Here is a 24,373-nt window from a genome sequence, read left to right on the forward strand (position 1 = left end):
GTGAACGGAGTCGACCTCTTCCTGCTCGGCCGGACGCTGATGAAGATCGGCGAGGAGGCCATGCCCACCGAGAGCATCGGGCCGCAGACCACCAGCACCCGTACCGTCCTGGTGGTCGTCGCCGACCTGCGCGGCCATGCCGAGACCTCCATCGGCGAGATCGCCGCGCGCACCGGCCTGCCGCAGAGCGCCGTCTCCGCCGCCGTGGGCCGGCTGCGAACGGTCGGCGCCGTCGTGACCGGCCCCGATCCCGCCGACCGCCGCCGCACCCTGGTCAAAGTCGCTCCCGAGGTGCCGGAGAGGGTGACCGAGGTGCGAGCCGCACCGATCGACGGCCCGCTCGCGAAGGCGCTGGGCACGGACGACCCGGCACGGGTCGCCGAGGTGGTCGCCCTGCTGGAGACCGTCGCCGCCCGCCTTTCCCCGGGACGATCCCGGGAACCCGGCGGGCTGGCGGCCGGCTCCTCCGGGTGACCTGCCGTGATACGACCGCGCCGCCGTCAGCCCCGGTCGGCGTTGTACAGGTGGCGCAGCGATCCGATCTCCGCGGCGTTCTTCATCAGCTCGATGTTCGCCCACGCGAGCACGTGTCCCAGGGAGAGGGTCCCGTCGGCGAACCAGCGGCTTCGCTCGGTGGAGTCCAGTTCCGTCTCGTTCAGGGAGTCCAGTGCGCCGGCCCACCGGTCACGGCACTCGTTCAGCCAGCCGACCGCCGACGCCGCGTCCCCCGGCCACGGTGTCGCCGCCGCGGCCTCCGACCAGTCGAGTTCCGCGGCCACCGCGCCGGGCTCCCCGAAGCACCGCTCATATGTGTGACTCCACCAGAAGCCGATGTGCCACATCACCCACCCGACCGATGTCACCGGGATCGGCTCGGGCTCCGGCACGACCCAGTCGGCCGCCCATGTCCCGTCCGGACGGCGGCGGACGTTCCAGCAGTTCGACGCGGGCTCCCACAGGGCCTCTTCGTCGGTCACCCGCTCCAGGTGAAGGGACAGCAGCGACCAGGACACGCTCAGCTGCCAGCGGAGCCGCTCAAGCTCGGACATGACGGAAACCTAGTCCGGCGGGACGCTCCGGCTCCACAGGATTTCGCGGGTGCGCTCCCATCGTCCGGGCCCACGACAGGCGCCCCGGCTCGCCATGGGCCATCGAGGTTCACCCACGTATGAGACCTCCGGGCAGCGCGGTGCTGCCCGGAGGTCTCATGGTCCGGCTACTCCCCGTGGGCGCATTGCAGGCGTGCCTTGCCACGCAGCTCGCTCAGGCCTTCCGGAGCCCGGCGAACTGCAGGCCCGTGAAGCCCGCCACCCCTGCCGCCTGGAAGATCACGAAGGCCGTGCCCAGACCGGACACCGGGAACCATCCGGCGATCAGCATCTCCACGCTGGCCACGACCCAGGCCACGTTGACCACCATCACCGCGATCACCACCGCCCTGTTCAGCACCGGACGGGTGGCAAGGTAGAGGAGGTCCGCGGCGAAGACGGCCAGGAACGCGCCGACCGGCACGAGGAAGGCGGCGGGCAGACCGAACATCGAGCCGGAGATCGCTGCGACGGCCAGGAGGACGAGGCCGATGGCGCCCGACGCGATGGCGTCCAGCTTGAGCGCGAACCGCAGCAGCTTGGCCTCGGAGTTGGAGTCGGCGGTAGTGGTGGGCGCGGTGGCGATGGCGGCCATGATCAGATCCTTTCGTGCGGAACGCTGTCGTCCCTGTGCCAACGAAATTACGCAGGTCGACGCCGCGCCGAATCTGTCATCGTGACGGTAGTGCCCGCTCACCCGCTCACACCCGGCGGGCATCCGTCATTCGCCGCCGCCAGGCCGGAGATCTGATCCGCGTTCCGCTGGATTAGATTTCAGCCATGTTGTACGGGCGGGCTGCGGAGCAGGCTCAGATGGACCGGCTGCTGGCGAACGCGCGGTCCGGGCGCAGTGGTGCGCTGGTGGTACGCGGCCAGCCGGGTATCGGGAAGACCGCGTTGCTCGGCCACCTGACGGAGCAGGCCGCGGGGGTTCGGGTACTCCACGGGGTCGGCATCGAGTCCGAGGCGGAGCTGCCGTATGCCGCCCTGCATCTGCTCCTGCGTTCCGAACTCGACCGGATCGACACGCTGCCCGAGGCACAGGCGGCGGCGCTGCAGGGCGCGCTGGGGCTGGGGGCGGCGGCTCCGGAGAACCGGTTCCTCGTCGGGCTGGCCGTGCTCAGCCTGCTGGCCGAGGTCGCGGGCGACGGGGCGCTGCTCTGCCTGGTCGACGACGCGCAGTGGTTCGATCAGGCGTCCATCGACGCGCTGGTGTTCGTGGCGCGGCGGCTGGACGCGGAAGGCATCGCGCTGGTGTTCGCGGGCAGGGAGGAGTTCCGCCCGCAGGGGCTGCCCGAGCTGTGGCTGGACGGTGTGGACCGCGACGCCGCCATCGCGCTGCTGGCCGAGTCGACCAGGGATCTGGCGCCGAAGGTGCGTGACCGCGTCCTGGACGAGGCGGGCGGCAATCCCCTCGCGCTCATCGAGCTGCCGTCCACGCTCACCGCGGAGCAGCAGGCCGGGCAGCTGAACCCGTTCACCACGATTCCGGTCGCCAACCGGGTGCAGGAGGCCTTCCAGCAGCAGATCAGGGCGCTGCCCGACACGGCCCAGGCCCTGCTCGCGGTGCTCGCCGCCGACGACACGGGCGACCTCGGCATCGTGCTGCGCGCCGCGGAGTCCTTCTCCGCCGAGCTGACGGACCTGGAGGCGGCGGAGCAGGCCAAGCTGGTCACGGTGAACGGGGCCGTGGTGACCTTCAGGCACCCGCTCATCAGAGCCGCCGCCTACCAGAACATGCCGTTTACCTCGCGGCTGGTCGTACGGCGTGCGCTCGCCGGGGTGCTCGACGGCGACGAGCACGCCGACCGCCGGGCCTGGCATCTGGCCGCGGCGACGACCACGCCCGACGAGGACGTGGCGCGCGAGCTGGAGCTGGCCGCGGAGCGGGCGCGCACCCGTTCCGGCTATGCGGCCATGGCCGCGGCCTACGAGCGGGCCGCGGAGGTCACCCCCGACGCCGCCAAGCGGTCGGTACGGCTGGCCGCGGCGGCCGTGGCGGCCAGCGACGCGGGCCAGCCGATCCGCGCGGGTTCGCTGGCCGACCGGGCCAGCGAGGAGATCCAGGACCCGCTGGCCCTCGCCCACCTGACCCAGGTGCGCGCCCATCGGGAGTTCGAGCAGGGCAGCCCGGCCGCGGCCGGCGAGATCATCATCGCCGGCGCGGAGCGGGTCGCCCCGCTGGACGCCGAACGGGCGGCCTACCTGCTCGTGGAGGCGGTGCGCTGCGCGTGGTACGCCAGTGACCCGGGTCTGGCGGAGCGGGCGGCGAGGCTGCTCAGGACCCTGCCCGAGATCGGCTCTCCGCTGGTGGGCGGCGCGCTAGGGCTGGCCGCACTGGTCAACGGCGACCTGAAGGACGCGGTCGCACTCATGCGGGAGCTGGTGCTCGCTCCGGATCTGTCCGCGCTCCGGGTGCCGGGCATGCTCTTCGTGGCCCAGCTGTGCGCGCCGATCGGACGCTACGGTCAGGGCGAGGCCGCCGCGGCGCGCGTCGAGGCCGAGTGCAGGGCCCACGACATGGGCGGCTGGCTGGCCATCGCCGTGGAGACCCGGCTGCAGGCGCAGATGCTGATGGGCAGGTATCGCGAGGCGGCGACCGAGCTGGAGGAGATCATCCCCGTGGTCGAGGACCTGGGGCAGCGGAACGGAGCGGTCGTGCTCACCGCGTCGCTCGCCTTGGCGCGCGGCGAGCTGGGCGACGAGCAGGGGTGCCGGACGGCGGCCGCGGCCGTCTTCGAACAGGCGGGAACGCGCGGGCTCCGCGTGGCCGAGGCGGCCGCGATGGCCGTGCTCGGCCGGCTGGAGCTCGCGCTGGGCCGCCCAGAGGCGTCGCTGGAGATCCTGGAGAGGATTTCGGCCGCCAACGCGCTCTTCTTCGCCCCCGACCGGATCGAGGCCGCCGTCAGGGCCAGGGAGCCCGAGCGGGCGCGCGAGCCCCTGGCGTACTACCTGAACTGGGCGGCCGGCGTCGGCGTGCCGTCCGCCGACGCGGTCGCACTGCGCTGCCGCGCCCTCGTCGAGAACGACGAGGGCCTGTACGAGGAGGCCATGCGGGCGCACGAGCAGGGCGGGCAGCCGCACGAGCAGGCCCGTACGCGGCTGCTCTACGGCGAATGGCTGCGGCGGGCGCGCAAGCGCGCCGCAGCCCGCGCCCAGCTGCGCGCCGCCCTGGAGACCTTCGACCGGCTCGGCATGGCGCTGTGGGCCGAGCGTGCCCGCGCGGAGCTGCGCGCCACCGGCGACGTCCCCGCGGCCCCGCGCCAGGCGGACGATCCGCTCAGCGTCCTCACCACACAGGAGAGGCAGGTGGTACGGCTGGCCGCCGCGGGCGCGTCCAACCGCGACATCGCGGCCCAGCTGTACCTCAGCCCGCGCACCGTCGGCTACCACCTCTACAAGGCCTTCCCCAAGCTGGGGGTCTCCTCGCGGGCGGAGCTGGCCGCGATCGTTACCTGAGCCTGCCGTACAGCTCGGTGATCTTGGCTTCGTCGGCGACGAGCGGCAGCTGGTCGAAGGTCAGGGTCCAGTCGTTCGAGACGCCGCCGGTGTCGCCGACGCGCTCGATGACGCCGAAGCTGACCGGGTCGGTCTGGCCCTTGGGCAGGAGCGTGCCGTGCCATTCGAGGTACGTCGCGCCGTCGACCTTGACGGCCTGGCCCGGCTGCAGCCGGACATCGCTGACCTGCTCGAAGAACCTCTTCAGGTAGGCGAGCTTGCCCTGCGTGGTGCGCAGCGTGCCGTTCAGGCCGGGGGCGGACAGCGGCGCGCCGGTGAGCCGTTCCACCAGGGCCTCCGCGTTCTCGTCGTTCCATGCCTCGGCACGGGCGACGAGCTCGTCGGGAGTGAGGACGGGCTTGCGGACCCGGTCGGGGGCGCTGCCGTCGGCGACGCCGGCGAACAGGTCGGGCAGCCCGGGGTCGAGCGGCTTGAACCAGGTGTGCCGGTCGTAGTAGCGGCGGCCCTGGACGACCTTGCCGTCGTCGGTCAGCAGGACCCGGTAGACCGCGGGGTAGTCGACCTCGTGTCCCTTGATCGTGGCCTCGTTGTGCGCTTCGAACATGACGGCGGGACCGTTCACAGCGATGCGCGTGCCACGGAAGCGGAAGTCGGGGACCAGGCTGAGCGATCCGCTGATCGACTGCCTGATGGCCTCCTCACCCTGGAGCAGCGGCTTGCTCGCCTTCGCCGGCTCCCACAGCGTCGCGTCCTTGGACCACATGTCGACGTAGGCGCCCACCCGGTCGGGGGTGGTGACCTTGCCGAACTTGATCTGCCGCTTGATGAAGGCGCAGGCGCTGGGCGACACCCAGCCGCTGATGGAGGTGACCTCCGGCCGCGCCTCCGCGCAGCCCGCCGTTCTGTCCCAGCCTTGCTCGGCCGCCTCCTCGGCCGCCTGCGCCGGCCCCGTGACAGCGCACAGCGCCAGCACCGCCCCGACCGCGAGTCCCATCCCCGCCATCCGCATCGCCGTCATGACCTGCCCCTTTCGGTGTTCTTTCAGGTGCCACCGAAATTAGGCCGATCCTCTTCGCGGCAAATCCGTCAACGCGACGGTAGTCGGACGCACCCCACCAGGTAGGTCACGGGAAGCGCCACCGAGTCCGGCCGTATTCGCCCGCGCCGAAGCCTCCCGCGCGAAGGAGAGCCGGGGAACGGAGCCGAAGCGTCGCCTGCCGCGCCGGTGGCCGAATGAGACCTCCGAGCGGACGGGAACGCCGTCCGGAGGTCTCAGTCCGGGTTCTCGGTGTGGCGGCGGCAATGGGCGAGGGCCAGTTCCGTCGACGCGATCAGCTCCGGGTCCCCTTTGGCCTCGCGCAGTTCCAGCGCCTCGCGGAGCAGGGTCTCCGCCTCGTCCAGGCGGTTCTGGTCGATGCGGTGCTTGGCCAGGTGCTGGAGGGCGAAGTCGCGCATGTCCGGCGGGGCGATCGCGAGCGCCTCCAGGTAGAGCGGCTCGGCGCGGCCGAGGTCGCCCGCGTGGCGGTGGGCGTCGGCGAGGTTGATCCGTACGGCCGTCAGCGCGGCGGGGTTCTCCGCCAGGAGCAGCGCGCGCTCCAGGTGGGAGACGGCCTCGCCGTGCTCGCCGAGGACGACCAGGCCGAAACCGACGCGCCGCAGCAGCCGGAACACCTCGGACGGATCGGCCGCCCCCTCCGCGTCCAGCCGCGCCAGGTCCGCCTTCAGCCCGCCGACCATGGCGGCGTAGGCCTCCCGATCGACCGGGACGGCGCGGAGGCGTTCGTCATAGGTCACCTCGATGCTCACGGGGGACAGGCTATGCCGCTCCCCGCCCGGGACCATGGCCGCGGCCTCGGCGATGTCCTCGGGCCGCCGGAGCGGTGGATCAGCGGTTCAGCCGCCGGTAGCGGCGTGCCGACAGCGGCAGGAAGACCAGCGTGATCAGCACGGGCCAGCCGATCGCCAGCCACAGCGCGTGCTGGGCGGCCCAGGAGTCGCCGCCCCAGCCCGGGTTGCCGAACAGCTCCCGGCAGGCGGCCACCGTGGCCGACAGCGGGTTCCATTCGGCGATCACCCTCATCCAGCCGGGCATCAGGGCGGGGGAGACGAAGGTGTTGGCGAGCATGGTGATCGGCAGCAGCGGCATCCAGGCCGCGCTCGCCGACTCGGGGGTGAGCGCCAGCCCGACGTAGATGCCGACCCAGATGAGCGCGAAGCGCAACAGGAGCAGCAGTCCGACGGCGGCCAGGGCGGCGCCCGCGCCCCGGTGCCAGCTCCAGCCGACCACCAGGCCGCAGGCGAGCAGGACGGCCAGCTCCAGCACGGAGTTGACCATGTCGGCGAAGGAGCGGCCCAGCACCACCGCGGCCTGGGAGACCGGCATCGAGCGGAACCGGTCGGTGACGCCGCGGGCGGAGCTCGTGGCGATGATGATCATGGTGGTCATCACGCCCATGGTCATCGACTGGGCGTACATCCCGGGCATCAGGAACTCGCGGTAGTCGCCGCCCCCGGCGACGTTCATCGCGCTGCCGAAGACGTAGCCGAACAGCAGCACCATCACGATCGGGTACAGCAGCGCGTTGAGGACGGCGGCGGGGTTGCGCGTCCAGTGGACGAGGTTGCTCCGGGCGATCGTCCACCCGTCGGTCAGCGTCCAGCGCAGCCGCTCGCGGCGCGTGCGGGGGAGCGCGGGGGCGAGGGGGAGGGCGGTCATGCCACGGTCCTCTCCCCGGCGACATCGGCGACGCCGGTGACGCCGGTGACGCCGGTGACGCCGGTGGTGCCGGTGGTGCCGGTGATGCTGAGGAACACCTCGTCCAGCGTCGGGCGGCGCAGGGTGACGTCCTCCACCTCGACGCCGCGCTCCTGCAGCTCCCGCATGATCCGTGTCAGGGCGCCGATCCGGTCGCGGACGGGGACGGTCAGGCGCCGGGTGTCGTGGTCGGCCACCGGTTCGGCGCCGGCGGCCCCGGCCAGGACGCGCGCGGCCTCGGCCAGGTCGGCGGCGTGGCGCAGGACCAGGTCGAGGTGGTCGCCGCCGACCGTGGACTTGAGCCGCTCGGGGGTGTCCTCGGCGATCACCCGGCCCGCGTCGACCACCGCGATCCGATGGGCGAGCCGGTCGGCCTCGAACAGATACTGCGTGGTCATCAGCACCGTGCTGCCCGCCTCGGCCAGGCCGCGTACGGTCTGCCACACCTCGTTGCGGTTGCGCGGGTCCAGCCCGGTGGTGGGCTCGTCGAGGAACAGCACGCGCGGGGCCAGGACGAAGGCGGCGGCCAGGTCGAGGCGGCGGCGCATGCCGCCGGAGTAGTGCTTGACCCGCTTCCCGGCCGCCTCGGCCAGCCCGAACCGCTCCAGCAGTTCCCCGGCCCGGCGGCGGGCGGCGGCCGCGTCGAGGTGGCGGAGCCGCCCCCACATCTCCAGGTTCTCCCGGCCGGTGAGGATCTCGTCCACGGTCGGCTGCTGCCCGGCCAGGCCGATGGCGTGCCGTACCCGGTCGGGCTGCGTGACCACGTCGAACCCGGCGACGACGGCGCGGCCCGCGTCGGGGCGCAGCAGCGTGGTCAGGATCCGGACGGCCGTGGTCTTCCCGGCACCGTTCGGCCCGAGCAGGCCGTACACCGTGCCCTCCGGCACGGTCAGGTCGAATCCGTCGAGGGCGTCGGCGTCGCCGTAGCGCTTGCGCAACCCCTCGGCGACGACTGCGAAGGATGTCATTGCTCCATAATGGGACTTCAATGTCTCAAAAACAAGCGCCGAAATCTCTTTATGGGGCGTGATGCTACTCTTCGCAGGTGAGCGACACCCCGGAGTCCGGAACCCGCAGCCGCACGCGCCGCGCCATCCTCGGCGCCGCGGCCTCGGTCCTCGCCCGCGACCGCGGCGCCACCCTGGCCGACATCGCCGAGGCCGCCCAGGTCGGCCGCAGCACGCTGCACCGCTACTTCCCCGACCGCAAGGTGCTCGTCGACGCGGCCGTCGCCGACTCCTTCCGGGTGGTCGAGCGGTCGACGGCGGAGGCGGCGATCGACCAGGGGCCGCCGCTGGAGGCCATGCGCCGACTGATCGCGGCCATGGTGGACGTCGGCGACCGGCTGGCGTTCCTGTTCGGCGACCCGCACGTGCTGGAGGAGGCGGGCTGCTCCGAACCCGACCCGTTCGAGCCCGACCCGTCGGTGCCGACCACGATCGGCCTCATCGAACGCGGCCAGGCCGAGGGGGTCTTCGACCCCGAAGTCGGCGCGGAGTGGATCCAGCAGGTGCTCTGGGCGCTCGTCTACACCGGCTGGGAGGCGGCCGAGAAGGGGCAGCTGCCCCGCCACGGCGTCACCTCGACCGTGATCCGGACCTTCGAGAACGGAGTCGTCACCGGAAAGAGGTGAGGTCCCCCGTCTCCTCCTCCGCGACCTGTCTCCTCTCTCTCCGCCCGTGCTCCGTCACCGGTTTCCGGGCCCCCGCCCGGGCCCGCCCCCTGCCGTCACCGGTCATCGCGTCTCGTCACCGGTTTCCGGGCCCCCGCCGGATTCCGCCTCCCGTCGTCGCCGTCCGGCGCGTCAGCGGTCGAACGCGGCCCACAGCGTGGCGAACTCCTCGGCGGTCACCTGGTTCAGGCCGAAGTCGTCGGGATAGATCGGGCCCTCGGCCAGGAAGCCGTGCTCGTCCTCGATGTGCCGCCACGAGTACCTTCTGGCCACCCCATCGGACCCCAGCTCGGCATGCCTGACCGGCCAGTACTCCCCGCCGTCGTCGATGACGGCCTCGAACAGCCACACGTGGCCGTCGCCGTCCACGCCGTGCCAGTACCAGTGCCGCCGGTCGCTCTCGTCGAGCGCCCGGATCGTCTCCACGCGCCGGTCGTGCGGCATCTCGCTCCTCGCTGTCGAATCCCCGGGCCGAATCCCGGCACCGTACGGAATCATGCTGCCGGACGACGTCAATCCATCGGCAATCCGAACCGCTTACGCTGCCCCTGCTATGTTGCGTGTTCTCGGTCCGCTCCAGGCGGAGATCAACGGTCGTCGGGCGGACCTCGGCCCCTTCCGGCAGCGAGCCGTGGTGGCCCGGCTCGTCGCCGCGGGCGGGCACGTGGTCTCCACCGATCGTTTCATCGACGACCTCTGGCGCGGGCAGCCCCCTCCCAGAGCCCTGGCCGCCCTCCAGGTGTACGTGTCCAACCTGCGCAGGGCCCTCGAACCCGACCGCCCGCCCCGGGCGCCCGCCACCGTCCTGGTCAGCGCCGCGCCGGGCTACCGCCTCCGCCTGGAGCCGGAGCGGGTGGACGCCTGGCTGCTGCCGGGACTGATCGAGTCGGCCGCGGCCGCCCTCGCCGAGGACGACGGGGACCGGGCGCTCGACCTCGCGGACCGGGCACTGGGCCTGTGGCAGGGGCCGGCCTACGCGGAGTTCGCCGACGAGCGGTGGGCCGAACCGGAGGCGGCGCGGCTGGAGGAACTGCGCCTGGTCGCGGTGGAGCACCGGGCCGAGGCGTTGCTGGCGCTCGGCCGCGAGGCCGGGATCGAGCTCGAACGACACGTCCGCGCCCATCCGCTGCGGGAGAACGCCGTCCGGCTGCTCGCGCTGGCGCACTACCGGGCCGGACGGCAGGCCGACGCGCTGGCCGCGCTGCGCCGGGCCCGCGCGACCCTCGCCGACGAACTGGGGGTCGATCCCGGGCCCGCGCTGCGCGCGCTGGAGGCCGACATCCTGCGCCACGCCGACTCCCTGCGCCCCCGGGAACGGGCCGCGCTCCCGCGCCGCCGCGACTCCGACGTCCCCCCGCACGGCCGGGGGTGGCCGTCTTCCCCCGCCGGGACCCGCCCGCCCCGTCCCCTGCCGCGCGGCGCGCCCCGGAGCCGGGGAAACCGGGCGGTCTGGTCGGCCGTACGGCGGAGCTCGCCCGGCTGGAAGCCGTCGCCGGAACCCCCGGGCCGAGCACGGTCTGGCTGGGCGGCGAGGCGGGGGCGGGCAAGAGCGCCCTGGCCGGCGCGCTCGCGCGGAGGCTGGCGGGCCGCGGATGGCTGACCGCCACCGGGCAGTGCCCGGAGACCGACGGCGGGGCGCCGCCCGCGTGGGCGTGGAGCGAGGTCCTGCGCCGCCTGACCGCGGAGCTTCCCCCCGGCGACGACGTGGCGGCGCGGCTCGCGCCGCTGCTGACCGACGACGCCCCGGCCACGGGCCGGTTCCACCTCGCCAGGGCGGTGGAGGACTACCTGGCGCGGGCCGTACGGGAGGACGTCCGCGTGCTGGTCGTCCTGGAGGACGTGCACCGCGCCGACGAGGAGACGCTCGGCCTGCTGCGCCACCTGGCGGTACGGCCCGCCGCCGAGCGGATCACGTTCCTGGCCACCTACCGCCCGGCCGAGGCCACCGACCACCTCGGCGCGACCTGGGCGGCGCTGGCCGGGCACGACACCCACCGGCTCGACCTGGGCGGGCTGGACGGCGACGAGGTGGCCCGGTTGCTGCGGGAGCGCTCCGGGCTGGACGTGGACCCGGTCATCGCCCGTACGGTGGCCGAGCGGACCGGAGGCAACCCCCTCTTCGTGTCCGAGACCGCCCGGCTGATCAGCACGGACGGGATGGCGGCGGCCAGGGCGCTGCCGCCCGGGGTGCGCGACCTGATCCGGCGCAGGATCGCCCGGCTGCCCGCCACGGCCCAGACCGCGCTGCGGGACGCGGCGATCATCGGCCGGGACGTGGACGTGGACGTGCTGCTGGCGATGGCGGGCGCCGACGAGGACGCGCTGCTGGAGGGGATGGAGGCCGGCGTGCTCACCGGGCTGCTGGACGAGCCCGCCCCGGGCCGGGTCCGGTTCGCCCACGTGCTGGTGCGCGAGACGCTCTACGAGGACACCCCCCGCATCCGCCGTACCCGGCTGCACGGCAGGGTCTTCGACGCGCTGGAGCGGGTCCGGCCGGGGGACGTCTCGGCGCTGGGACACCACGCGCTCGCCGCGGCCACGCCGGGCACGGCCGGGCGGGCCGTGCCGTACGTGGTGGCGGCGGCCCGGAAGGCGGCGGCCATGCACGCCTACCGGGAGGCGGGGTTCCTCTACCGGGGCGCGCTCGACCTCGTCGGAGGCGACGACGACCACCGGCGGCTCGACCTGCTCTGCGGCCTGGTCGGTGTCCAGGCCCACGAGGGCGACGTGATGGCGGCCCGGGGCAACCGGGAGCGGGCGATGGAGGCGGCGCGGCGGCTCGGCACCGGCATGACCCGGGCGCTGACCTGCTACGAGGCCCCGGTGACCTGGTCGATCCAGCCGTACCGGCAGGTCGACGAGGCGTTCGTCGCGGCGGTCCGGGAGGCGCTGGCGGACCCCGCCGGGACCGACGACGAGACCCGCTGCCGGCTGCTCGCCACCCTCACCTTCGAACTGGAGGGGCACGACGACGACACCTGCGAGCGGGCCGGCGCCGAGGCGCTGCGGCTGGCCCGGCGGCTGGGCCGCGCCGAGCTGGTCTGCCTGGCGCTCAACGCCCGCTACTTCGTCCTGCTGACGCCGCACCGGCGCGACGAGCTGGAGGCGGTGGGCCGGGAACTGGTGGAACTGGGCGGCGAGGCCGGGCTGCCCGGCTACGAGATGCAGGGCCACCACGCGCTGTACATGGTGAGCCTGGGCCGCGGCGACCTCGCCGCCGCCCGCCACCACGCCGACCGGGCGCTCGAACACTCCACCGGCGGACAGCTCGGGCTGGCGCTGAGCGTGCTGTCGATGCTCGACACCCTGCTCCTGCTGATCGGGGGCGACTTCACGGGGGCCGAGCGGTCCTACGCGGCGGCGGCCGAGCGGATGGCGGCGGCCGGCGGCGCCAACGCGGCCGGCGCGGGCGTCATGGGCCGCTTCGTCGCCCGCCTGGCGGGCGGCCTGCCGCAGGACATCCCGGAGATCATGGCGATGTACCGCCTCGTCCCGTCCGACGCCTCGGAGATCCTGACCCGGGCCCTGGTGGCCGAAGGGCGGCTCGACGAGGCCCGGACGTTCTGGGAGCCGGACCGGCGGATCAGGAAGGACTACTACTGGCTGATCCAGACGGCGCTGCGGGCCGAGAACGCCGTCGCGCTGGGCGACCGGCCGACGGCCGAGCGGTGCTACGAGGAACTGCTGCCCTGGGACGGCGAGGCGGCCGGGCTGCACTGCGGGTCGGTCACCCTCGGGCCGGTCGCCCACGTCCTGGGCGACCTCGCCGAGGCGCTGGGCCGGGACGGGTCCGCCCACTACGCCACGGCGGAGCGGGTCGCCGAGCGGCTCGGCTCCCCGCACTGGGCCGTCCGGGCGTCCGAGGCGGCCCGCCGGGGCGGGGGCCGCCTCGGCCGTTCGGCCGGGATCCGTCCGGGCGGGTGACGAGCCGGGCGGGTACGGTCACCCGGCTCCCGGCTCCCGGCTCCCGGTCTTCGACTTCCGGCTCATGCGGCCAGAGGGCCGAAGACCAGTCGCTGCCGGCGGCGGTGGCCGCCGCGGAACAGTGCGAGCAGCACCGACAGCACCGGCCCGGCCAGCCTGCGCAGCCGGGCCAGCTCCTCGGGCCGGGCGTACTGCTCGATCTTGGGCAGCTCGACGCTGGCCTTGGTGCCCTTGCGGACCGCGTCCTCGACCTTCTTCCAGTCGGCCGCGGAGACGTACTTCATGATGACAGGGAAGAGCAGCCGCTCCTCCTCCTCGATGTGCTCGTCGAGCATGTCGGCGAGCCGGGCCAGCGACGAGGCCAGAGCGGAGGCGTCACGGGTCGTGGCGAACGCGACGGCCTGGCCGTCGATCTCGTTCAGCAGCGGGTCCAGCGCGGAGTGGTCGTCACTCAGGTCGCGCAGGTCCACCTCGGCCCCGGCGGACCGCTCGAGGACGGGCCACAGGGCGCGGTCCTCCATCGTGTGATGGTGGTGGATGCCCGCGCACAGGGCCCTGACGTATTCGGAGACGGCCCGGGCGCGGGCCGGGTCGGCGGTCTGACGGCCTTCGGCCAGCTCCGCCGCCAGCGTGGCCAGACGGCGGGTGTCGCCCCGCATGGCGCGGTGGGTGAGCTGGAAGCCAAGAAGTTCGGGGGCCATGTCGGAGGTTCTCCTCGGTCGGTCCGGACGGGGTCGCCGGTCCAGATTGCGGAGATCCACTTATGGACTACTTGTCGGTCGCTTAAGGAGGTCACTCAGGGGCGAAGTCCCCCGGGACCCCCTGATCGGGCGGCTCCCGTTTGATTTCGCATCCTGGTCCGGAGCCGTGTATGGTTACACCTGTCGGCAAGCGCGAAAGCGAAGCGGACAGGCCCCTTTAGCTCAGTCGGCAGAGCGTCTCCATGGTAAGGAGAAGGTCTACGGTTCGATTCCGTAAAGGGGCTCCACCCAGCAGGAAAGATCGCCCGGACCGCGAGATCGCGGGGCCGGGCGTTCGCTGTTCTGCGACACGTTCGCGACACGGTCTCAGCCGGTGCGCGACACCGGGAACCCGACCGCCATCCACATCGCGGCCCGCGCCGCGGCTCGTGCGGCGTCATGCCGTGCAGGACCGGCGGCCACTCGGCGGGCGCCGGCCCTGGCGCCTGTGGGTCGTAGACCTCCGTGCCGTGGTCGGCGAGGACCGCCGGTCACATCGGTCACACCTGCCCCGGCCACAGTCAGGTGCGGCGCGGGTGATGCCGCGCGCACGAAAGAGCCCCCGACCTGGAATCACTTCCTGGTCGGGGGCATACATCCCCGGGAATCGGGAGTAACGCGTCGCGCCTTTTCGGACGAGTCGACGCGCTGCTCAGAATGGCCAGGCGGCGTCACGGCCCGCTTCGAGGAGTGGAATGAGGCGGAACACAGCGTCGGAGAAACCGCCGAACTCATGGCGGTTACCCGATCCGGTGGGCATCGCGGCGTGCCGGTAGCCCTGCAGGTTGAAGCCGTAGATGGGGATGTGCTTCGGGGCCGCGCCGGTGACGTCGCCGCCGTAGCCGGACATGGTCTGCATGTCCGACAGGATGATGACCCTGTCGTGTCCGCTGTAGGTGGCGCGGACCGAGGCGGCGATCTGCGTTCCGTGGCCGACCTCGCCGACCCGGCGGTGGAACCGGTCCATCTCCCTCAGCACCGACCCGCCCTCGGCCACGTCGTGCTTGAAGACGTGGTCGGCGAACCCGTACAGGTCGACCTGGCCGCGTGCCGCCAGTGCGACGCCGAACAGCGCCGCGGCCTGGACCGGCGTCACCTGGGAGCGGGCGGAGATGGCGCCGGACGTCATCGACCCGGACGTGTCGACCAGCACCAGCGTGCGCCCCGGGAAGGCGGGCACGTTGCCGGTGGCCAGCGTCAGCGCCTTGTCCAGCGCGTTGCCCCACCGCAGCGACGGGGCGGTCCGGTAGGCCGAGTAGAAGCGGAACGGCAGCTGACGCGACCGGGCGACCTCGTCGGGGTCGACGAGCTTGGCGATGATCCGGCCGGCGATCTCGTCGGAGATGCCTGCCTCGTCGAAGTTCCGCAGATTACGCAACAGTGCCATGTAGCCCATGGAGGGGATGACCGCGGCCCACGCTTCGGCGTCCATCGGCCCCTGCAGCCAGCCGGCGAGCGCCTCCCACGTCATTCCGGCGTCGGCGAGCGTCGCAGCGGCAGCGTCACGTACCCCTCCGGTCACGATCGCGCGGCGCTCCGCAACCGGGATGGACGTGAGGTGCGCTCGGCGTCGCAGCATGGCGAGCGACTCCGGGATGTCGTTGTCGCGGTTGTGACGCCGATCGAGGGCGTGCTGGAACAGGTCGCCCTGCCACCGCTTGTCCGGGTGGGGTGCCGGGTGGACGAGGTCGATGACGTCGCCGAACCGGTAGCTCCTGGAGTCGGTGTCGTACTTGAGCAGGCTCCGCTCGTTGTAGAGCCGCTGGACGGCGTCGGCGACACCGCGCTTGACCGGCTTGGGGATCGCCCGGCCGTGGGTGGACGTCCAGTAGGCCAGCGCTTCGCCGGGCTCGTCGGCGCGCTGCAGAACACTGGCGACGAGCTGACGGTTCAGGCCGTGCTCGCCCGCGGCGAGGCGAGCCTTGACAGATTCCAGGGCGGCGACGACCGGAGCGGACCGCATGTTCACCTCGTTGCGGAGCCACGGCAGGAAGCGGGCCATCCACTCGCCGTCCTCGACGGCGACCCGGTGGACGAGGCGCCGGAAGCGGTCGTCGCGGTCGCCGGCCCTCTCGTAGAAGGTGTCCTCTCCGACCATGTTCGACACCGCGAGAAGGAACAGTTCGCCCTTGGCGTCGCGGAGGTACCCGGGAGCACCCTCGTGGGTGCGGCCGGTCGGGGTCCGCTCGGTCTTCACCGGGCTGGAGACGGCCGGGCGGACCGTGGTGGTGTTGAACTTCGACATGCGACGAGGCCCCTCTCTGCGTATCGAGAGGGGCCTCGTTCAGGAGATCACGCCCGAGGTCGAGTCGGTGAAGGTACGTAGGTGCTCTGCCGATTGAGCTACAGGGCCGAAGCCCTGACCAGACTCGAACTGATAACCACCCCATTAACAGTGGAAGTAGCCCTCGCCTGCGCACCGGGCGCGCTCTGAAGTTGTTCCCTCCCGAGATCAAGATGACGGCGGTGTGCCCACCAGATGGGCGACAGCCTCAAGAGGAGAGGCTGCAAGGAATCGAACCTCGAAGTAACCGCTGTCGGCGCACCGGGAAGGTGCATATCAAGTTGTGTTCTTCCCCGAGATCAAGAGTCGGCGACGGGCTTGCACGATTGCTCTGCCGGACTGAGCTACCACCCGGAAAATCCGGTCGGGTGGGCAGGACTTGAACCTGCGACCCATCATTCCCATTGAAGTATCCGCAGCCTGCGCACCGGGGAAGTGCGTATCCAGTTGTGAGCCTCAGAGGTCAGAAGCGGTATCCGGCGTTGTTTCAGCAAAAGAATCAGCCGGTCACCATTCGCGCCTGAAGCGCTTCCTACCATAGTGATCGCCGTGACGTGTCGCACCTGCATTTCAGGTAGGACCCGAAATATCAGTGCATGATTCGGGGCGATGCCCTTACATCGCGGCGCGGGCGGGGGCAGGAGTGGTGATGCCGCGCTTGCGGGCGCATTCGGGGCCGAACCCGCAGGCGATCGACACGGGATCGGTGAGCGGCCTGGGGCGGCCCCGGCACTTGCGTGGGCGGAGCCGCCCGTCGGAGGCCATGGTCACGCCGGCCTCGGGTCACGGCTGTCCAGCCATCGGGTCAGGGTGTCGCGCAGCTCGGCGATCTGGTCGCGGTCAAGCACGACGATGGCGCTCGCCTCGTCGCCGTCTTCGGTGGCCCGGAGGCGGGCGTAGTCCACGGACGGGCCGTCGTCCGCGTCGGTACCGCGCATCGAGGGGTGGCAATGGTTGGGGATGGCGCAGAACGTCATGGACCCGCCGCGGCGATCGTCTGGGGCCGGGTTGATGTGGGAGCCCTGGTAGACGAGAGGCGGCCGGGTGTCGTCGTTGAGGGCGAGCCAGGTGGCGTAGATCGACATCAGGGGTGGGCCTCCGGATGCAGGGCTGCGAGGCCGCAGGGGCCGGTCAGCGAGAGGAGTGGAAGCGGCGGTGGAGGTCGTGCACCTGTTCCGCCAGGGCGGGGACCGGGCCCTCCACGACGACGCCCGGGGCGATCTCGTGGATCGGCAGGGTCCGCACCGGGGGCGCCGGGACCCCGAGCTCGGCGAGCCAGGCCGACAGCTGCTCGGAGGAGCTCACGTAGACGATGCGGCCCAGGCCGACCCAGGCGTGCGCGGCGGCGCACATCGGGCAGTGCTCGCCCGAGGTGTAGACGGTCGCGGCCGCCCGCTCCTCGGGGGTCATGTTCGCCGCGGCCCAGCGCGCCAGCTCGAACTCGGGGTGGCGGGTGTGGTCGCCGGAGGCCACCCGGTTGTGGTCCTCACCGAGGACGGTGCCGTCGGCGGCGACGAGCACGGAACCGAATGGTTCGTCCCCCTCCTCCAGGGCCTCGGCGGCCAGCTCCACGCAGCGGCGCAGGTGCCGCAGCTCGGTCTCGTCGATCACGGTGACCTCCCGGTGGGATCTTCGGCTTCACGCCGAATTCCTTGATCGTGTACGGCCGGATCCTATCGATCGGCGGCTCGCGGGGCGGGTGCCCGCCGTGCGCCGGTCCCGGGTTCCGGGGGTGCGGGGCCGTGCGGGGTGCGCGGTGCCGGACCGGTGCCCGGTGGGCGCCCGCCGTGCGCCGGTCCGAGGGGCCGGGCGGTTCGCGCCGGCCTCCGGCCGCTGGTAGCCTGGCCTGTGATCAGGGAGGACCCGCCGATGGGCGGGGGCCCGGTCCGGGCGCGGCTCGCGAGGCCGGAAAACTCCCGTGACTCCCGGCGTGCGGGCGGTCATACTGGGGAAACCCAGAAAAGAGTGCCCCGACCTGCACGAGTGCGCAGTCACTCCGCGGGTCGGGTATCCTATCGGGGTCGGCCGATGTCAGTCGGCCTCAAGGCGGAGTAGCTCAGTCAGGCAGAGCAAACGGCTCATAATCGTTGTGTCGCCGGTTCAAGTCCGGCCTCCGCTACTACCCTCCCGGTCTCCCAGCAGGGGCACCGGTGTGGGTTGTCCCAGTCCCGAACGTAGAAAGGCACTCCCAAGTGGCTGCCACCGACGTTAGGCCGAAGATCACGCTGGCCTGCCAGGAGTGCAAGCACCGCAACTACATCACGCGGAAGAACCGGCGCAACGACCCGGATCGGCTTGAGCTGAAGAAGTACTGCCCCAACTGCAAGACGCACCAGGCGCACCGCGAGACCCGCTAGGTCTCCCGGCGAGGCCCACCGGTCCCCACCGGGTGAGGCCCGCTTCAGCGGCATTCCATACCGACGACGAACCGGCGTCCCGATATCGGGCGCCGGTTCGTCGCGTCCGGACGGTCGTCGTGTTCGGCCGGTCATCCTCCCCGAGGCGGTCGTCCCGTCCGAGGCGGTCACCGCGTTCGTACGGATCATCGTGTCCGGCCGGTTGTCATGCCCGGTCGGTGTCGTGTCCGGAGATCGTCGTATCCGGAGGTTGTCGTGTCCGGACAGCTTTCCCGGCCGGGCGTTGACCGCGCCCGACAGCCGGTGCCGCCCGCGGACCGGGCTAGGTTTCTGGATGACCGGTCACGGGGCGGGAGTGCAGGACTCTTGTTACCGTCGGTCTCACCAGCTCGGTAACCGTAAAGGAGCATGATGGCTCTGAACCGTGATTTCGTCGGTCGGGCGTCCGCGCCCTCCCCGCCCTACGAGGTCAGCCGCGTGAAGATCAAGGAGTTCGCGGCGGCGATCGGTGACAACAACCCGGTCTACCGCGACCGGGAGGCCGCCCAGGCCGCCGGCCACCCCGACGTGATCGCGCCGCCCACCTTCCCCATCGTGTTCAGCCTCTCCGGCGGGTCGATCCTGGCCGACCCCGAGCTGGGCCTGAACTTCGCCATGGTGGTCCACGGCGAGCAGCGCTTCGAGTACCACCGGCCGATCCACGCCGGTGACGAGCTGGTCAGCGTCTCCACCGTGACCGACATCCGCAGCGTGGGCCGCAACGAGCTCATCACGGTCAGGAGCGACGTCACCACGGTCGACGGCGAGTCCGTCTGCACGACCTACAACACCATCGTCGAGCGCGGAGGGGCGAGCTGAGATGGCCGCGACTGTCAGGTACGACGAGGTCGAGCAGGGCCAGGAGATCCCGGCCGCCGACTACCAGGTCCGCCGAGCCAACCTGGTGATGTACGCCGGGGCCTCCGGCGACTTCAACCCCATCCACTGGAACGAGCGGTTCGCCAAGGCGGTCGGCCTGCCCGACGTCATCGCGCACGGGATGTACACCATGGCGCAGGCGGGCCGGTTCCTCACCGACTGGGCCGGTGACCCCGGCGCGGTCGTCGACTACGGCGTGCGCTTCTCCTCCATGGTCGTCGTCCCGGACGACGACGAGGGGGCGACCATCACGGTGAGCGGCGTCGTCGAGGAGAAGCTCGACGACAAGCGCGTGCTGGTCGGGCTGACCGCCCGGTCCGGCGACTCCCGCGTGCTCTCCCGGGCCCGCGCGGTGGTCCAGCTCTCCTGACCGCTCCAGGCCCGCGCCGGATCGTCCGGGGCGCGGGCCGTACGGCGGGCGTCCCGGGTTCTTCTCCGGGGCCGGCGGATCCGTACGGCGGGCGTCCCGGGCCTTTTCCAGGTCGGCGGGTTCGTACGGCGGGCACGTCCCGGTCCCGCCGCGCGGAAAGATCCGCCGGTGGGCGGGCCGGGCGATACTTCGCCCGGTCCGTGGGTAGCGTCCCGGCATGAGCGATGTACCACCTCACGTGACGGAGCTCGCCGAGCGGCGGGCCAGGGCGCGCGCCGACCGCGACTACGCGGGGGCGGACGCGCTCCGCGACGACATCGAAGCCGAGGGCTGGGCCGTCCGCGACACCGACGACGGGTTCGAGCTCGCCCCCAGGCCGTCCTTCAAGGTCTGGCCCACGGTGAGCTCCGTACCGGTGACGGGCGCGGGCGGCAGGCCGCCGGAGCGGTCCGCCGAGGCGGGGCTCCGCCCGGAGGGGCACGGCATCCCCGCGTCCACGAACCGCGACACCGACGCCGGCACCGGCCGTGACGCCGCCGCGGGCACCGCGGACGTCGGCCGGGGCGACGCGCCCGACGCCGAACGGGTCGCCGCGGCCGCCGAGCCGGGCGCCCGTCCCGAGGGAGTGGGGCAGCTCGACGCCGAACGGATCGGCGAGGCCGAGGCGGCCCCCCGGCCGCGGCCCGAGGGCGCCGAGCTCCTCGGCCGGTCCGACGACGTCGAACGCGCCCCCGAGCGCATGGTCTCCTCGCAACTGCTGTGGGACGCAAGCCTGGCGGTCTCCCGGGTGGACGAGGAGGTCACCCCGGTCGAGGGCCGCAAGCCGATGACCTCGCCGACCGTCACGGTCGGACTCGTCGTGGACGGCTGGCCCGACGACCTGCGCGAGTGCGTCCGCGCCCTGCTCACCCACACCGACGCGAAGATCGTCGCGCTGGACCTGGGCGACGTGGACGGCTCCGGCGCCGTCCTGCAGGAGCTCGCCGACGACAATCCCGGACGGATCCAGGCGTGGCACGTGGCCGAGACCCCGCACTGGCGGGGCGGCACGGCCGGCTGGGGCGAGAGCCGCAACAAGCTGCTGGAGCTCGACGACTCCGACGTGCACGTGGTGATGGAGACCTCGACCGTCCTCGACGGCGACGCGATCACCCCGCTGGTCGGGGCGCTGAGCGACAAGGTGAGCGCCGCGGGCTGGAAGGGCGTCGACCCGGGCGAGGACCGCCAGGAGTGGAAGGACGCCGGGCCCGGTGACGTCCGGGCGGTGCTCGGCCACCTGTTCGCGGTCCGGCGGGACGCCGCGCTGTCGGTGGGCGGCTTCCCCTCCGGGGCGCGCTACTACCGCAACGCCGACCTGGAGTTCTCCCTCACCATCCCCGGCAACGTCGTCGCCCTCGGCGACGAGCTCCCGGTCCACGAGGGACGCCACCGCGGTTACCACGACGTCGATCCCGAATACCGCGAGCGCGAGTCGCGCCGGACCTATGAGCGCGTGCTGAGGCTGTTGGGTTCCCCGTAGGCTGGTCGCGGGTCCAGGACCGGCGTTTTTGGGGAAAGTGCATGGCTGAGCGGGTGGCAGGGGTACGGCTGGCGCCGTACACGACGTTGGGGCTGGGCGGACCGGCCGGGGCGTTCGCGGAGGCGGGGTCGGCGGAGGAGATCGTCGAGCTGGTCGCCGCCGCGGACCGGGCCGGTGAGCCGGTCCTGGTGCTCGGCGGCGGCAGCAACCTCGTCGTGTCCGACGACGGCTTCGACGGGCTGGTCGTCCGGGTCGCCTCCCGCGGGATCGAGGCCGACGGCGACCGGCTCACCGTCCAGGCCGGAGAGGACTGGGACGCGCTGGTCGCCCGCGCGGTGGCCGAGGGGCGCTCCGGCATTGAGTGCCTGGCCGGCATCCCCGGCCAGGTCGGCTCCACCCCGATCCAGAACGTCGGCGCCTACGGGCAGGACGTGTCGCAGACCGTCGTCGGCGTCCGGGTCTACGACCGCAAGAACGGCGACGTGACCGAGCTGTCCGCGCACGAGTGCCGGTTCGCCTACCGGCACAGCGTCTTCAAGGAGGAACCCGGACGATACGTCGTCCTCGCCGTCACCTACGAGCTGCCGGCGGTGGGCGGGCTGTCCGGTCCGGTCGCCTACCGTGAGCTGTCCGTACGGCTGGGCGTCGCTCTCGGCGAGCGGGTGCCGGTGGCGCGGGCCCGCGAGGCCGTGCTGGAACTGCGCCGGGGCAAGGGGATGGTGCTCGACGCCGCCGACCCCGACAGCCGCAGCGCGGGCTCGTTCTTCACCAACGCGCTGCTGTCCGCGGCCGAGGCGGCCGGACTGGAACGGCGGGCGCCCGGGTTCCCCCGCTTCGACATGCCGGACGGGTCGGTCAAGGTGCCGGCGGCGTGGCTGATCGAGAACGCCGGGTTCCCCAAGGGGTACCGGCGGGGCGCCGCGCGCATCTCCACCAAGCACACCCTCGCCCTGACCAACCCCGAGCTGTCGGCCACGACCGCCGACCTGCTCGCCCTGGCCCGGGAGGTCCGCGACGGGGTGCGGGAGAGGTTCGGCGTCACGCTGGTCAACGAGCCCGTCATGGTGGGCGTCCGACTGTGACCGACTGCGACCGGCTTTGAGCGCCGCGCCCGCGGTGCTCGGCCAGGTCTGCCTGTTTTCGGTCGGGTTCGCCGGTGATCGGACGGTCCGGCATGTGACCGGATGGGTCGGCGACGCCTGGCCCGGTACGCCGCGGTCGGCTGTGCACGACCTCGGGTAAAAACCATCTTTTTCTGGAATCAATCATCGGGTTTCACCTGTTAAGGTCAGGTGAAACACCCGAAGGGGAGTAGTCCCAATCGCGTGATCGACACACTGGCGCCCTCCGGCGCCCGGTCGCGCGGGCCCGGCATCCGAGCGGATGCGGGCGGACGAGACCTTCGGCCTGGCAGTCGTACACACCTGCTGCCGGGCCGAAGCCGTGCCCGTCTCCCCGGGTGCTCCCTTCCGGCCCGGCCGCGCATGCGGAAGGGCACTCTCGTTGGAAGCGTTCTGGATCAGTCTCGCCGTGATCTTCGTCGCCGAGCTCGGCGACAAGAGTCAACTCATGGCGATGACCTTCGCGACGCGGTTCAAGCCGTGGCCGGTCCTCGCCGGCATCACCCTGGCCACCGCCGTCGTCCACCTGTTCAGTGTGGGACTGGGCAGGATCGCCGGTGACCTGATCCCCACCACGGCGATCACCATCGTCGCGGGCATCGCGTTCCTGGGCTTCGCCCTGTGGACGCTGCGGGGTGACGAGCTGACCGAGGAGGAGTCACAGAAGGCGCAGCGGACCACCAAGTCGGCGCTCATCGCGGTGACCGTGGCCTTCTTCCTCTCCGAACTGGGCGACAAGACCATGCTCGCCACCATCACCCTGGCCACCCAGCACGGCTGGTTCGGCACCTGGATCGGTTCCACGATCGGCATGGTCGCCGCGGACGCGCTGGCCATCCTCGTCGGCCGGATGCTGGGCAAGCACCTCCCGGAGAAGGTCATCAAGTACGGCGCCGCCGCCGCGTTCGCCATCTTCGGCATCCTGCTGCTGCTCGAACCGGTACTCGCCTGACCGGCCGTTCGCGCTGCGGTGGGTGTTCCGCGCGTTTCCCCGGGGTTGGGTGGGTCGGTGGTCACCGGGTCGGTGGGTGGTTCGCGCTGCGGTGGGTGGGTGTTCCGGCCGGCGTTGTGGTTGCTGTCTGGTTCCGACCGGCCTTCGGCCTGGTCTCGGGCGCGGTGGTTTCCGGCGTTTTGAAGCCGGCCGGAACACCCACCCACCTCCGCGCCATGACTTGCCCGGCCGTACGGCCCGCCCGCCGTAGCTTCTCCCTTTCCGCCCGGCCCACGGCCCTCACCGACGCTGAAGCCACCCGTTGCTCCTGCCTCAGGGCGGGCCGCCGTCGCCTTGCGGCCACACTGACAGGGGAGAGCGCAGGGCCGGGCACCGTAGCTCCTTCCTTTCGGACCGCTCACGGTCGCCGCCGTGACCACTCCTTCTCCGGTTCCGGGCCGCCTACGGTCTCTGCCGCAACCGCGTCCTTTCCGGTATGCGCACGGTCTCCGAAGTAAGGAAGCGTGGAGAATTCGACCCCTACTTCCTCTCCGTAAGAAGCGAGGAAATCGCGAACAACAGGGAGAAAGGCGGCGAGGGGCGAGGAGACCGCCGAGAACAGGGACGAGAGGGGCGAGGAGGCTGCGGAGAATGGGGATGAAAGGGCGGGGTGTGGAAAGCTACGCTCTTTTCATGGTCGACTCTTGGGAGTCCACGACGGCGGGTGTGCTGCGGCTGCCCTCAGGCCGGCTCGTTCGCGGCCGGGGGCTCAGGCGTCCGCTTCCGGAAGGACCGGAACCCACCTTCGCGCTGTACCTGCTGGGCCAGGAGCCGCCCCCGGTTCCTTGGGAGACCCGCTGGCTGCGCTGGCCGGACTTCTGGCTGCCGTCCGACCGCGCCGCCGCACGGGACGCGCTGCACGAGGCGTGGGAGCGGGCCGGAACCGAACGCGTCGAAGTCGCCTGCGCGGGAGGACAGGGACGGACCGGTACGGCGCTCGCCTGCCTCGCCGTACTGGACGGGGTGCCGGGCGCTGAGGCGGTCGCCTACGTCAGGCGGCACTACGCGGCTCGCGCCGTGGAGACCCCCTGGCAGCGCCGGTTCGTCACCCGGTTCCAGTAGGGCCCCATCCTGCCCACGACACCGCCTCAAGGAACCGAGGGGATCCATGAGGCGGCGGTCCGCCCGCCGGCAACCGCGGGCTTGCGTCTCCCCCAAGGGGAGGCGCGAAGGTA

General features: G+C 72.2%; 23 protein-coding genes, 2 tRNA genes and 1 pseudogene. 14 read left to right on the forward strand and 12 right to left on the reverse strand.

The annotated features are described in order from the left end of the window. Entirely contained in the window at positions 1–474 is a 474-nt protein-coding gene (locus tag ACQP10_RS03315) for a MarR family winged helix-turn-helix transcriptional regulator (protein WP_433540851.1), read from the forward strand. A gap of 26 nt (positions 475–500) precedes the next feature. Here the strand turns inward: ACQP10_RS03315 and ACQP10_RS03320 are convergent, their stop codons facing one another. Both ACQP10_RS03320 and ACQP10_RS03325 read right to left on the reverse strand, forming a co-directional pair. Beyond that, positions 501–1,049 (reverse strand): DinB family protein, encoded by a 549-nt coding sequence (locus ACQP10_RS03320; RefSeq protein WP_346017800.1) that lies wholly within the window; start codon positions 1,047–1,049, stop codon positions 501–503. Between the two features lie 214 nt (positions 1,050–1,263). Further along, positions 1,264–1,683, reverse strand: a complete 420-nt coding sequence (locus ACQP10_RS03325) for a hypothetical protein (RefSeq protein WP_346017799.1) — start codon at positions 1,681–1,683, stop codon at positions 1,264–1,266. Positions 1,684–1,868: 185 nt separating this feature from the next. Between ACQP10_RS03325 and ACQP10_RS03330 the strand changes: the two genes are divergently transcribed. After that, positions 1,869–4,547 (forward strand): AAA family ATPase, encoded by a 2,679-nt coding sequence (locus ACQP10_RS03330; RefSeq protein WP_433540852.1) that lies wholly within the window; start codon positions 1,869–1,871, stop codon positions 4,545–4,547. Here the strand turns inward: ACQP10_RS03330 and ACQP10_RS03335 are convergent. The 4 genes from ACQP10_RS03335 to ACQP10_RS03350 form a co-directional block, all read right to left on the reverse strand. Then, positions 4,540–5,565 (reverse strand): nuclear transport factor 2 family protein, encoded by a 1,026-nt coding sequence (locus ACQP10_RS03335; RefSeq protein ID WP_433540853.1) that lies wholly within the window; start codon positions 5,563–5,565, stop codon positions 4,540–4,542. The two genes, ACQP10_RS03330 and ACQP10_RS03335, sit on opposite strands and share 8 nt — an antisense overlap. 254 nt (positions 5,566–5,819) lie before the next feature. Further along, a complete protein-coding gene (locus ACQP10_RS03340; protein ID WP_433540854.1) occupies positions 5,820–6,353 on the reverse strand; it encodes a tetratricopeptide repeat protein in 534 nt (177 codons plus the stop codon). Between the two features lie 79 nt (positions 6,354–6,432). Then, positions 6,433–7,263, reverse strand: a complete 831-nt coding sequence (locus ACQP10_RS03345) for an ABC transporter permease (RefSeq protein ID WP_433540855.1) — start codon at positions 7,261–7,263, stop codon at positions 6,433–6,435. Next, on the reverse strand, positions 7,260–8,270 hold the full coding sequence (locus tag ACQP10_RS03350) for an ATP-binding cassette domain-containing protein (RefSeq protein WP_433540856.1): 1,011 nt from the start codon (positions 8,268–8,270) through the stop codon (positions 7,260–7,262). The genes ACQP10_RS03345 and ACQP10_RS03350 overlap by 4 nt, the downstream gene beginning before the upstream one ends. Positions 8,271–8,347: 77 nt before the next feature. Here ACQP10_RS03350 and ACQP10_RS03355 point away from each other — a divergent pair, with 77 nt between their 5' ends. After that, a complete protein-coding gene (locus ACQP10_RS03355; protein ID WP_346017793.1) occupies positions 8,348–8,935 on the forward strand; it encodes a TetR/AcrR family transcriptional regulator in 588 nt (195 codons plus the stop codon). A gap of 171 nt (positions 8,936–9,106) precedes the next feature. On the opposite strand, the gene ACQP10_RS03360 is transcribed toward ACQP10_RS03355, so the two are convergent. Continuing rightward, complete coding sequence (locus ACQP10_RS03360) at positions 9,107–9,418, reverse strand: hypothetical protein (protein ID WP_179820146.1); 312 nt, start codon at positions 9,416–9,418, stop codon at positions 9,107–9,109. Positions 9,419–9,527: 109 nt separating this feature from the next. Here ACQP10_RS03360 and ACQP10_RS03365 point away from each other — a divergent pair. Together ACQP10_RS03365 and ACQP10_RS03370 are read left to right on the forward strand one after the other, a co-directional pair. After that, positions 9,528–10,199: pseudogene (locus ACQP10_RS03365) on the forward strand (AfsR/SARP family transcriptional regulator); the annotation flags it as partial. Between the two features lie 143 nt (positions 10,200–10,342). Further along, on the forward strand, positions 10,343–12,898 hold the full coding sequence (locus ACQP10_RS03370; RefSeq protein ID WP_433540857.1) for an ATP-binding protein: 2,556 nt from the start codon (positions 10,343–10,345) through the stop codon (positions 12,896–12,898). A gap of 62 nt (positions 12,899–12,960) precedes the next feature. Here ACQP10_RS03370 and ACQP10_RS03375 read toward each other — a convergent pair whose 3' ends face one another. After that, positions 12,961–13,599, reverse strand: a complete 639-nt coding sequence (locus ACQP10_RS03375; protein ID WP_346017791.1) for a hemerythrin domain-containing protein — start codon at positions 13,597–13,599, stop codon at positions 12,961–12,963. Between the two features lie 211 nt (positions 13,600–13,810). Here ACQP10_RS03375 and ACQP10_RS03380 point away from each other — a divergent pair. Beyond that, positions 13,811–13,886, forward strand: a tRNA-Thr gene (locus tag ACQP10_RS03380). 404 nt (positions 13,887–14,290) lie between these two features. Here the strand turns inward: ACQP10_RS03380 and ACQP10_RS03385 are convergent. The 4 genes from ACQP10_RS03385 to ACQP10_RS03400 form a co-directional block, all read right to left on the reverse strand. Beyond that, the gene (locus tag ACQP10_RS03385; protein ID WP_433540858.1) at positions 14,291–15,883 is read right to left on the reverse strand and encodes a TROVE domain-containing protein; all 1,593 of its coding nucleotides are present in this window, start codon (positions 15,881–15,883) and stop codon (positions 14,291–14,293) included. A gap of 654 nt (positions 15,884–16,537) precedes the next feature. Further along, the gene (locus ACQP10_RS03390; RefSeq protein WP_386149324.1) at positions 16,538–16,687 is read right to left on the reverse strand and encodes a DUF6011 domain-containing protein; all 150 of its coding nucleotides are present in this window, start codon (positions 16,685–16,687) and stop codon (positions 16,538–16,540) included. A 2-nt stretch (positions 16,688–16,689) separates the two neighbouring features. After that, positions 16,690–17,007 carry a hypothetical protein gene (locus tag ACQP10_RS03395; RefSeq protein WP_433540859.1) on the reverse strand — a complete coding sequence of 106 codons (318 nt, stop codon included), beginning with the start codon at positions 17,005–17,007 and terminating at the stop codon, positions 16,690–16,692. A 46-nt stretch (positions 17,008–17,053) separates the two neighbouring features. Further along, positions 17,054–17,533, reverse strand: coding sequence for a nucleoside deaminase (locus tag ACQP10_RS03400; protein ID WP_229811432.1), 480 nt, complete (start codon positions 17,531–17,533; stop codon positions 17,054–17,056). A gap of 434 nt (positions 17,534–17,967) precedes the next feature. On the opposite strand from ACQP10_RS03400, the gene ACQP10_RS03405 reads away from it, so the two are divergent. The 8 genes from ACQP10_RS03405 (at position 17,968) to ACQP10_RS03440 (ending at position 24,260) form a co-directional block, all read left to right on the forward strand. Further along, positions 17,968–18,041: transfer RNA gene (locus tag ACQP10_RS03405), tRNA-Met, on the forward strand. A 73-nt stretch (positions 18,042–18,114) separates the two neighbouring features. Then, positions 18,115–18,279: a 50S ribosomal protein L33 gene (gene rpmG, locus ACQP10_RS03410; RefSeq protein WP_030921771.1), complete on the forward strand. Its 165-nt coding sequence runs from the start codon at positions 18,115–18,117 to the stop codon at positions 18,277–18,279. 411 nt (positions 18,280–18,690) lie between these two features. Beyond that, the gene (locus ACQP10_RS03415; RefSeq protein ID WP_179820136.1) at positions 18,691–19,137 is read left to right on the forward strand and encodes a MaoC family dehydratase N-terminal domain-containing protein; all 447 of its coding nucleotides are present in this window, start codon (positions 18,691–18,693) and stop codon (positions 19,135–19,137) included. Between the two features lies 1 nt (position 19,138). Further along, positions 19,139–19,567 (forward strand): MaoC family dehydratase, encoded by a 429-nt coding sequence (locus ACQP10_RS03420; protein WP_179820134.1) that lies wholly within the window; start codon positions 19,139–19,141, stop codon positions 19,565–19,567. 217 nt (positions 19,568–19,784) lie between these two features. After that, positions 19,785–21,086, forward strand: a complete 1,302-nt coding sequence (locus ACQP10_RS03425) for a CysS/YqeB C-terminal domain-containing protein (RefSeq protein WP_433540860.1) — start codon at positions 19,785–19,787, stop codon at positions 21,084–21,086. Between the two features lie 41 nt (positions 21,087–21,127). After that, the gene (locus tag ACQP10_RS03430) at positions 21,128–22,168 is read left to right on the forward strand and encodes a UDP-N-acetylmuramate dehydrogenase (RefSeq protein ID WP_389991516.1); all 1,041 of its coding nucleotides are present in this window, start codon (positions 21,128–21,130) and stop codon (positions 22,166–22,168) included. Between the two features lie 421 nt (positions 22,169–22,589). Next, entirely contained in the window at positions 22,590–23,159 is a 570-nt protein-coding gene (locus tag ACQP10_RS03435; protein ID WP_346017786.1) for a TMEM165/GDT1 family protein, read from the forward strand. A 672-nt stretch (positions 23,160–23,831) separates the two neighbouring features. Next, complete coding sequence (locus ACQP10_RS03440; RefSeq protein WP_346017785.1) at positions 23,832–24,260, forward strand: protein-tyrosine phosphatase family protein; 429 nt, start codon at positions 23,832–23,834, stop codon at positions 24,258–24,260. Positions 24,261–24,373 lie beyond the last annotated feature (113 nt).

The sequence above is a fragment of the Streptosporangium sandarakinum genome (assembly GCF_050942225.1).
Taxonomy (GTDB): Bacteria; Actinomycetota; Actinomycetes; order Streptosporangiales; family Streptosporangiaceae; genus Streptosporangium; species Streptosporangium nondiastaticum.

Bases quoted from the DNA above. Each gene is read 5' to 3' on its own strand.
- ACQP10_RS03345 (WP_433540855.1), bottom strand. From the start codon at position 7,263: ATGACCGCCCTCCCCCTCGCCCCCGCGCTCCCCCGCACGCGCCGCGAG.
- ACQP10_RS03395 (WP_433540859.1), bottom strand. From the start codon at position 17,007: ATGTCGATCTACGCCACCTGGCTCGCCCTCAACGACGACACCCGGCCG.
- ACQP10_RS03330 (WP_433540852.1), top strand. From the start codon at position 1,869: ATGTTGTACGGGCGGGCTGCGGAGCAGGCTCAGATGGACCGGCTGCTG.
- ACQP10_RS03430 (WP_389991516.1), top strand. From the start codon at position 21,128: ATGGCTGAGCGGGTGGCAGGGGTACGGCTGGCGCCGTACACGACGTTG.
- ACQP10_RS03440 (WP_346017785.1), top strand. From the start codon at position 23,832: ATGGTCGACTCTTGGGAGTCCACGACGGCGGGTGTGCTGCGGCTGCCC.
- ACQP10_RS03350 (WP_433540856.1), bottom strand. From the start codon at position 8,270: ATGACATCCTTCGCAGTCGTCGCCGAGGGGTTGCGCAAGCGCTACGGC.
- ACQP10_RS03375 (WP_346017791.1), bottom strand. From the start codon at position 13,599: ATGGCCCCCGAACTTCTTGGCTTCCAGCTCACCCACCGCGCCATGCGG.
- ACQP10_RS03385 (WP_433540858.1), bottom strand. From the start codon at position 15,883: ATGTCGAAGTTCAACACCACCACGGTCCGCCCGGCCGTCTCCAGCCCG.
- ACQP10_RS03335 (WP_433540853.1), bottom strand. From the start codon at position 5,565: ATGACGGCGATGCGGATGGCGGGGATGGGACTCGCGGTCGGGGCGGTG.
- ACQP10_RS03320 (WP_346017800.1), bottom strand. From the start codon at position 1,049: ATGTCCGAGCTTGAGCGGCTCCGCTGGCAGCTGAGCGTGTCCTGGTCG.
- ACQP10_RS03325 (WP_346017799.1), bottom strand. From the start codon at position 1,683: ATGGCCGCCATCGCCACCGCGCCCACCACTACCGCCGACTCCAACTCC.
- ACQP10_RS03415 (WP_179820136.1), top strand. From the start codon at position 18,691: ATGGCTCTGAACCGTGATTTCGTCGGTCGGGCGTCCGCGCCCTCCCCG.
- ACQP10_RS03390 (WP_386149324.1), bottom strand. From the start codon at position 16,687: ATGGCCTCCGACGGGCGGCTCCGCCCACGCAAGTGCCGGGGCCGCCCC.
- ACQP10_RS03425 (WP_433540860.1), top strand. From the start codon at position 19,785: ATGAGCGATGTACCACCTCACGTGACGGAGCTCGCCGAGCGGCGGGCC.
- ACQP10_RS03360 (WP_179820146.1), bottom strand. From the start codon at position 9,418: ATGCCGCACGACCGGCGCGTGGAGACGATCCGGGCGCTCGACGAGAGC.
- ACQP10_RS03420 (WP_179820134.1), top strand. From the start codon at position 19,139: ATGGCCGCGACTGTCAGGTACGACGAGGTCGAGCAGGGCCAGGAGATC.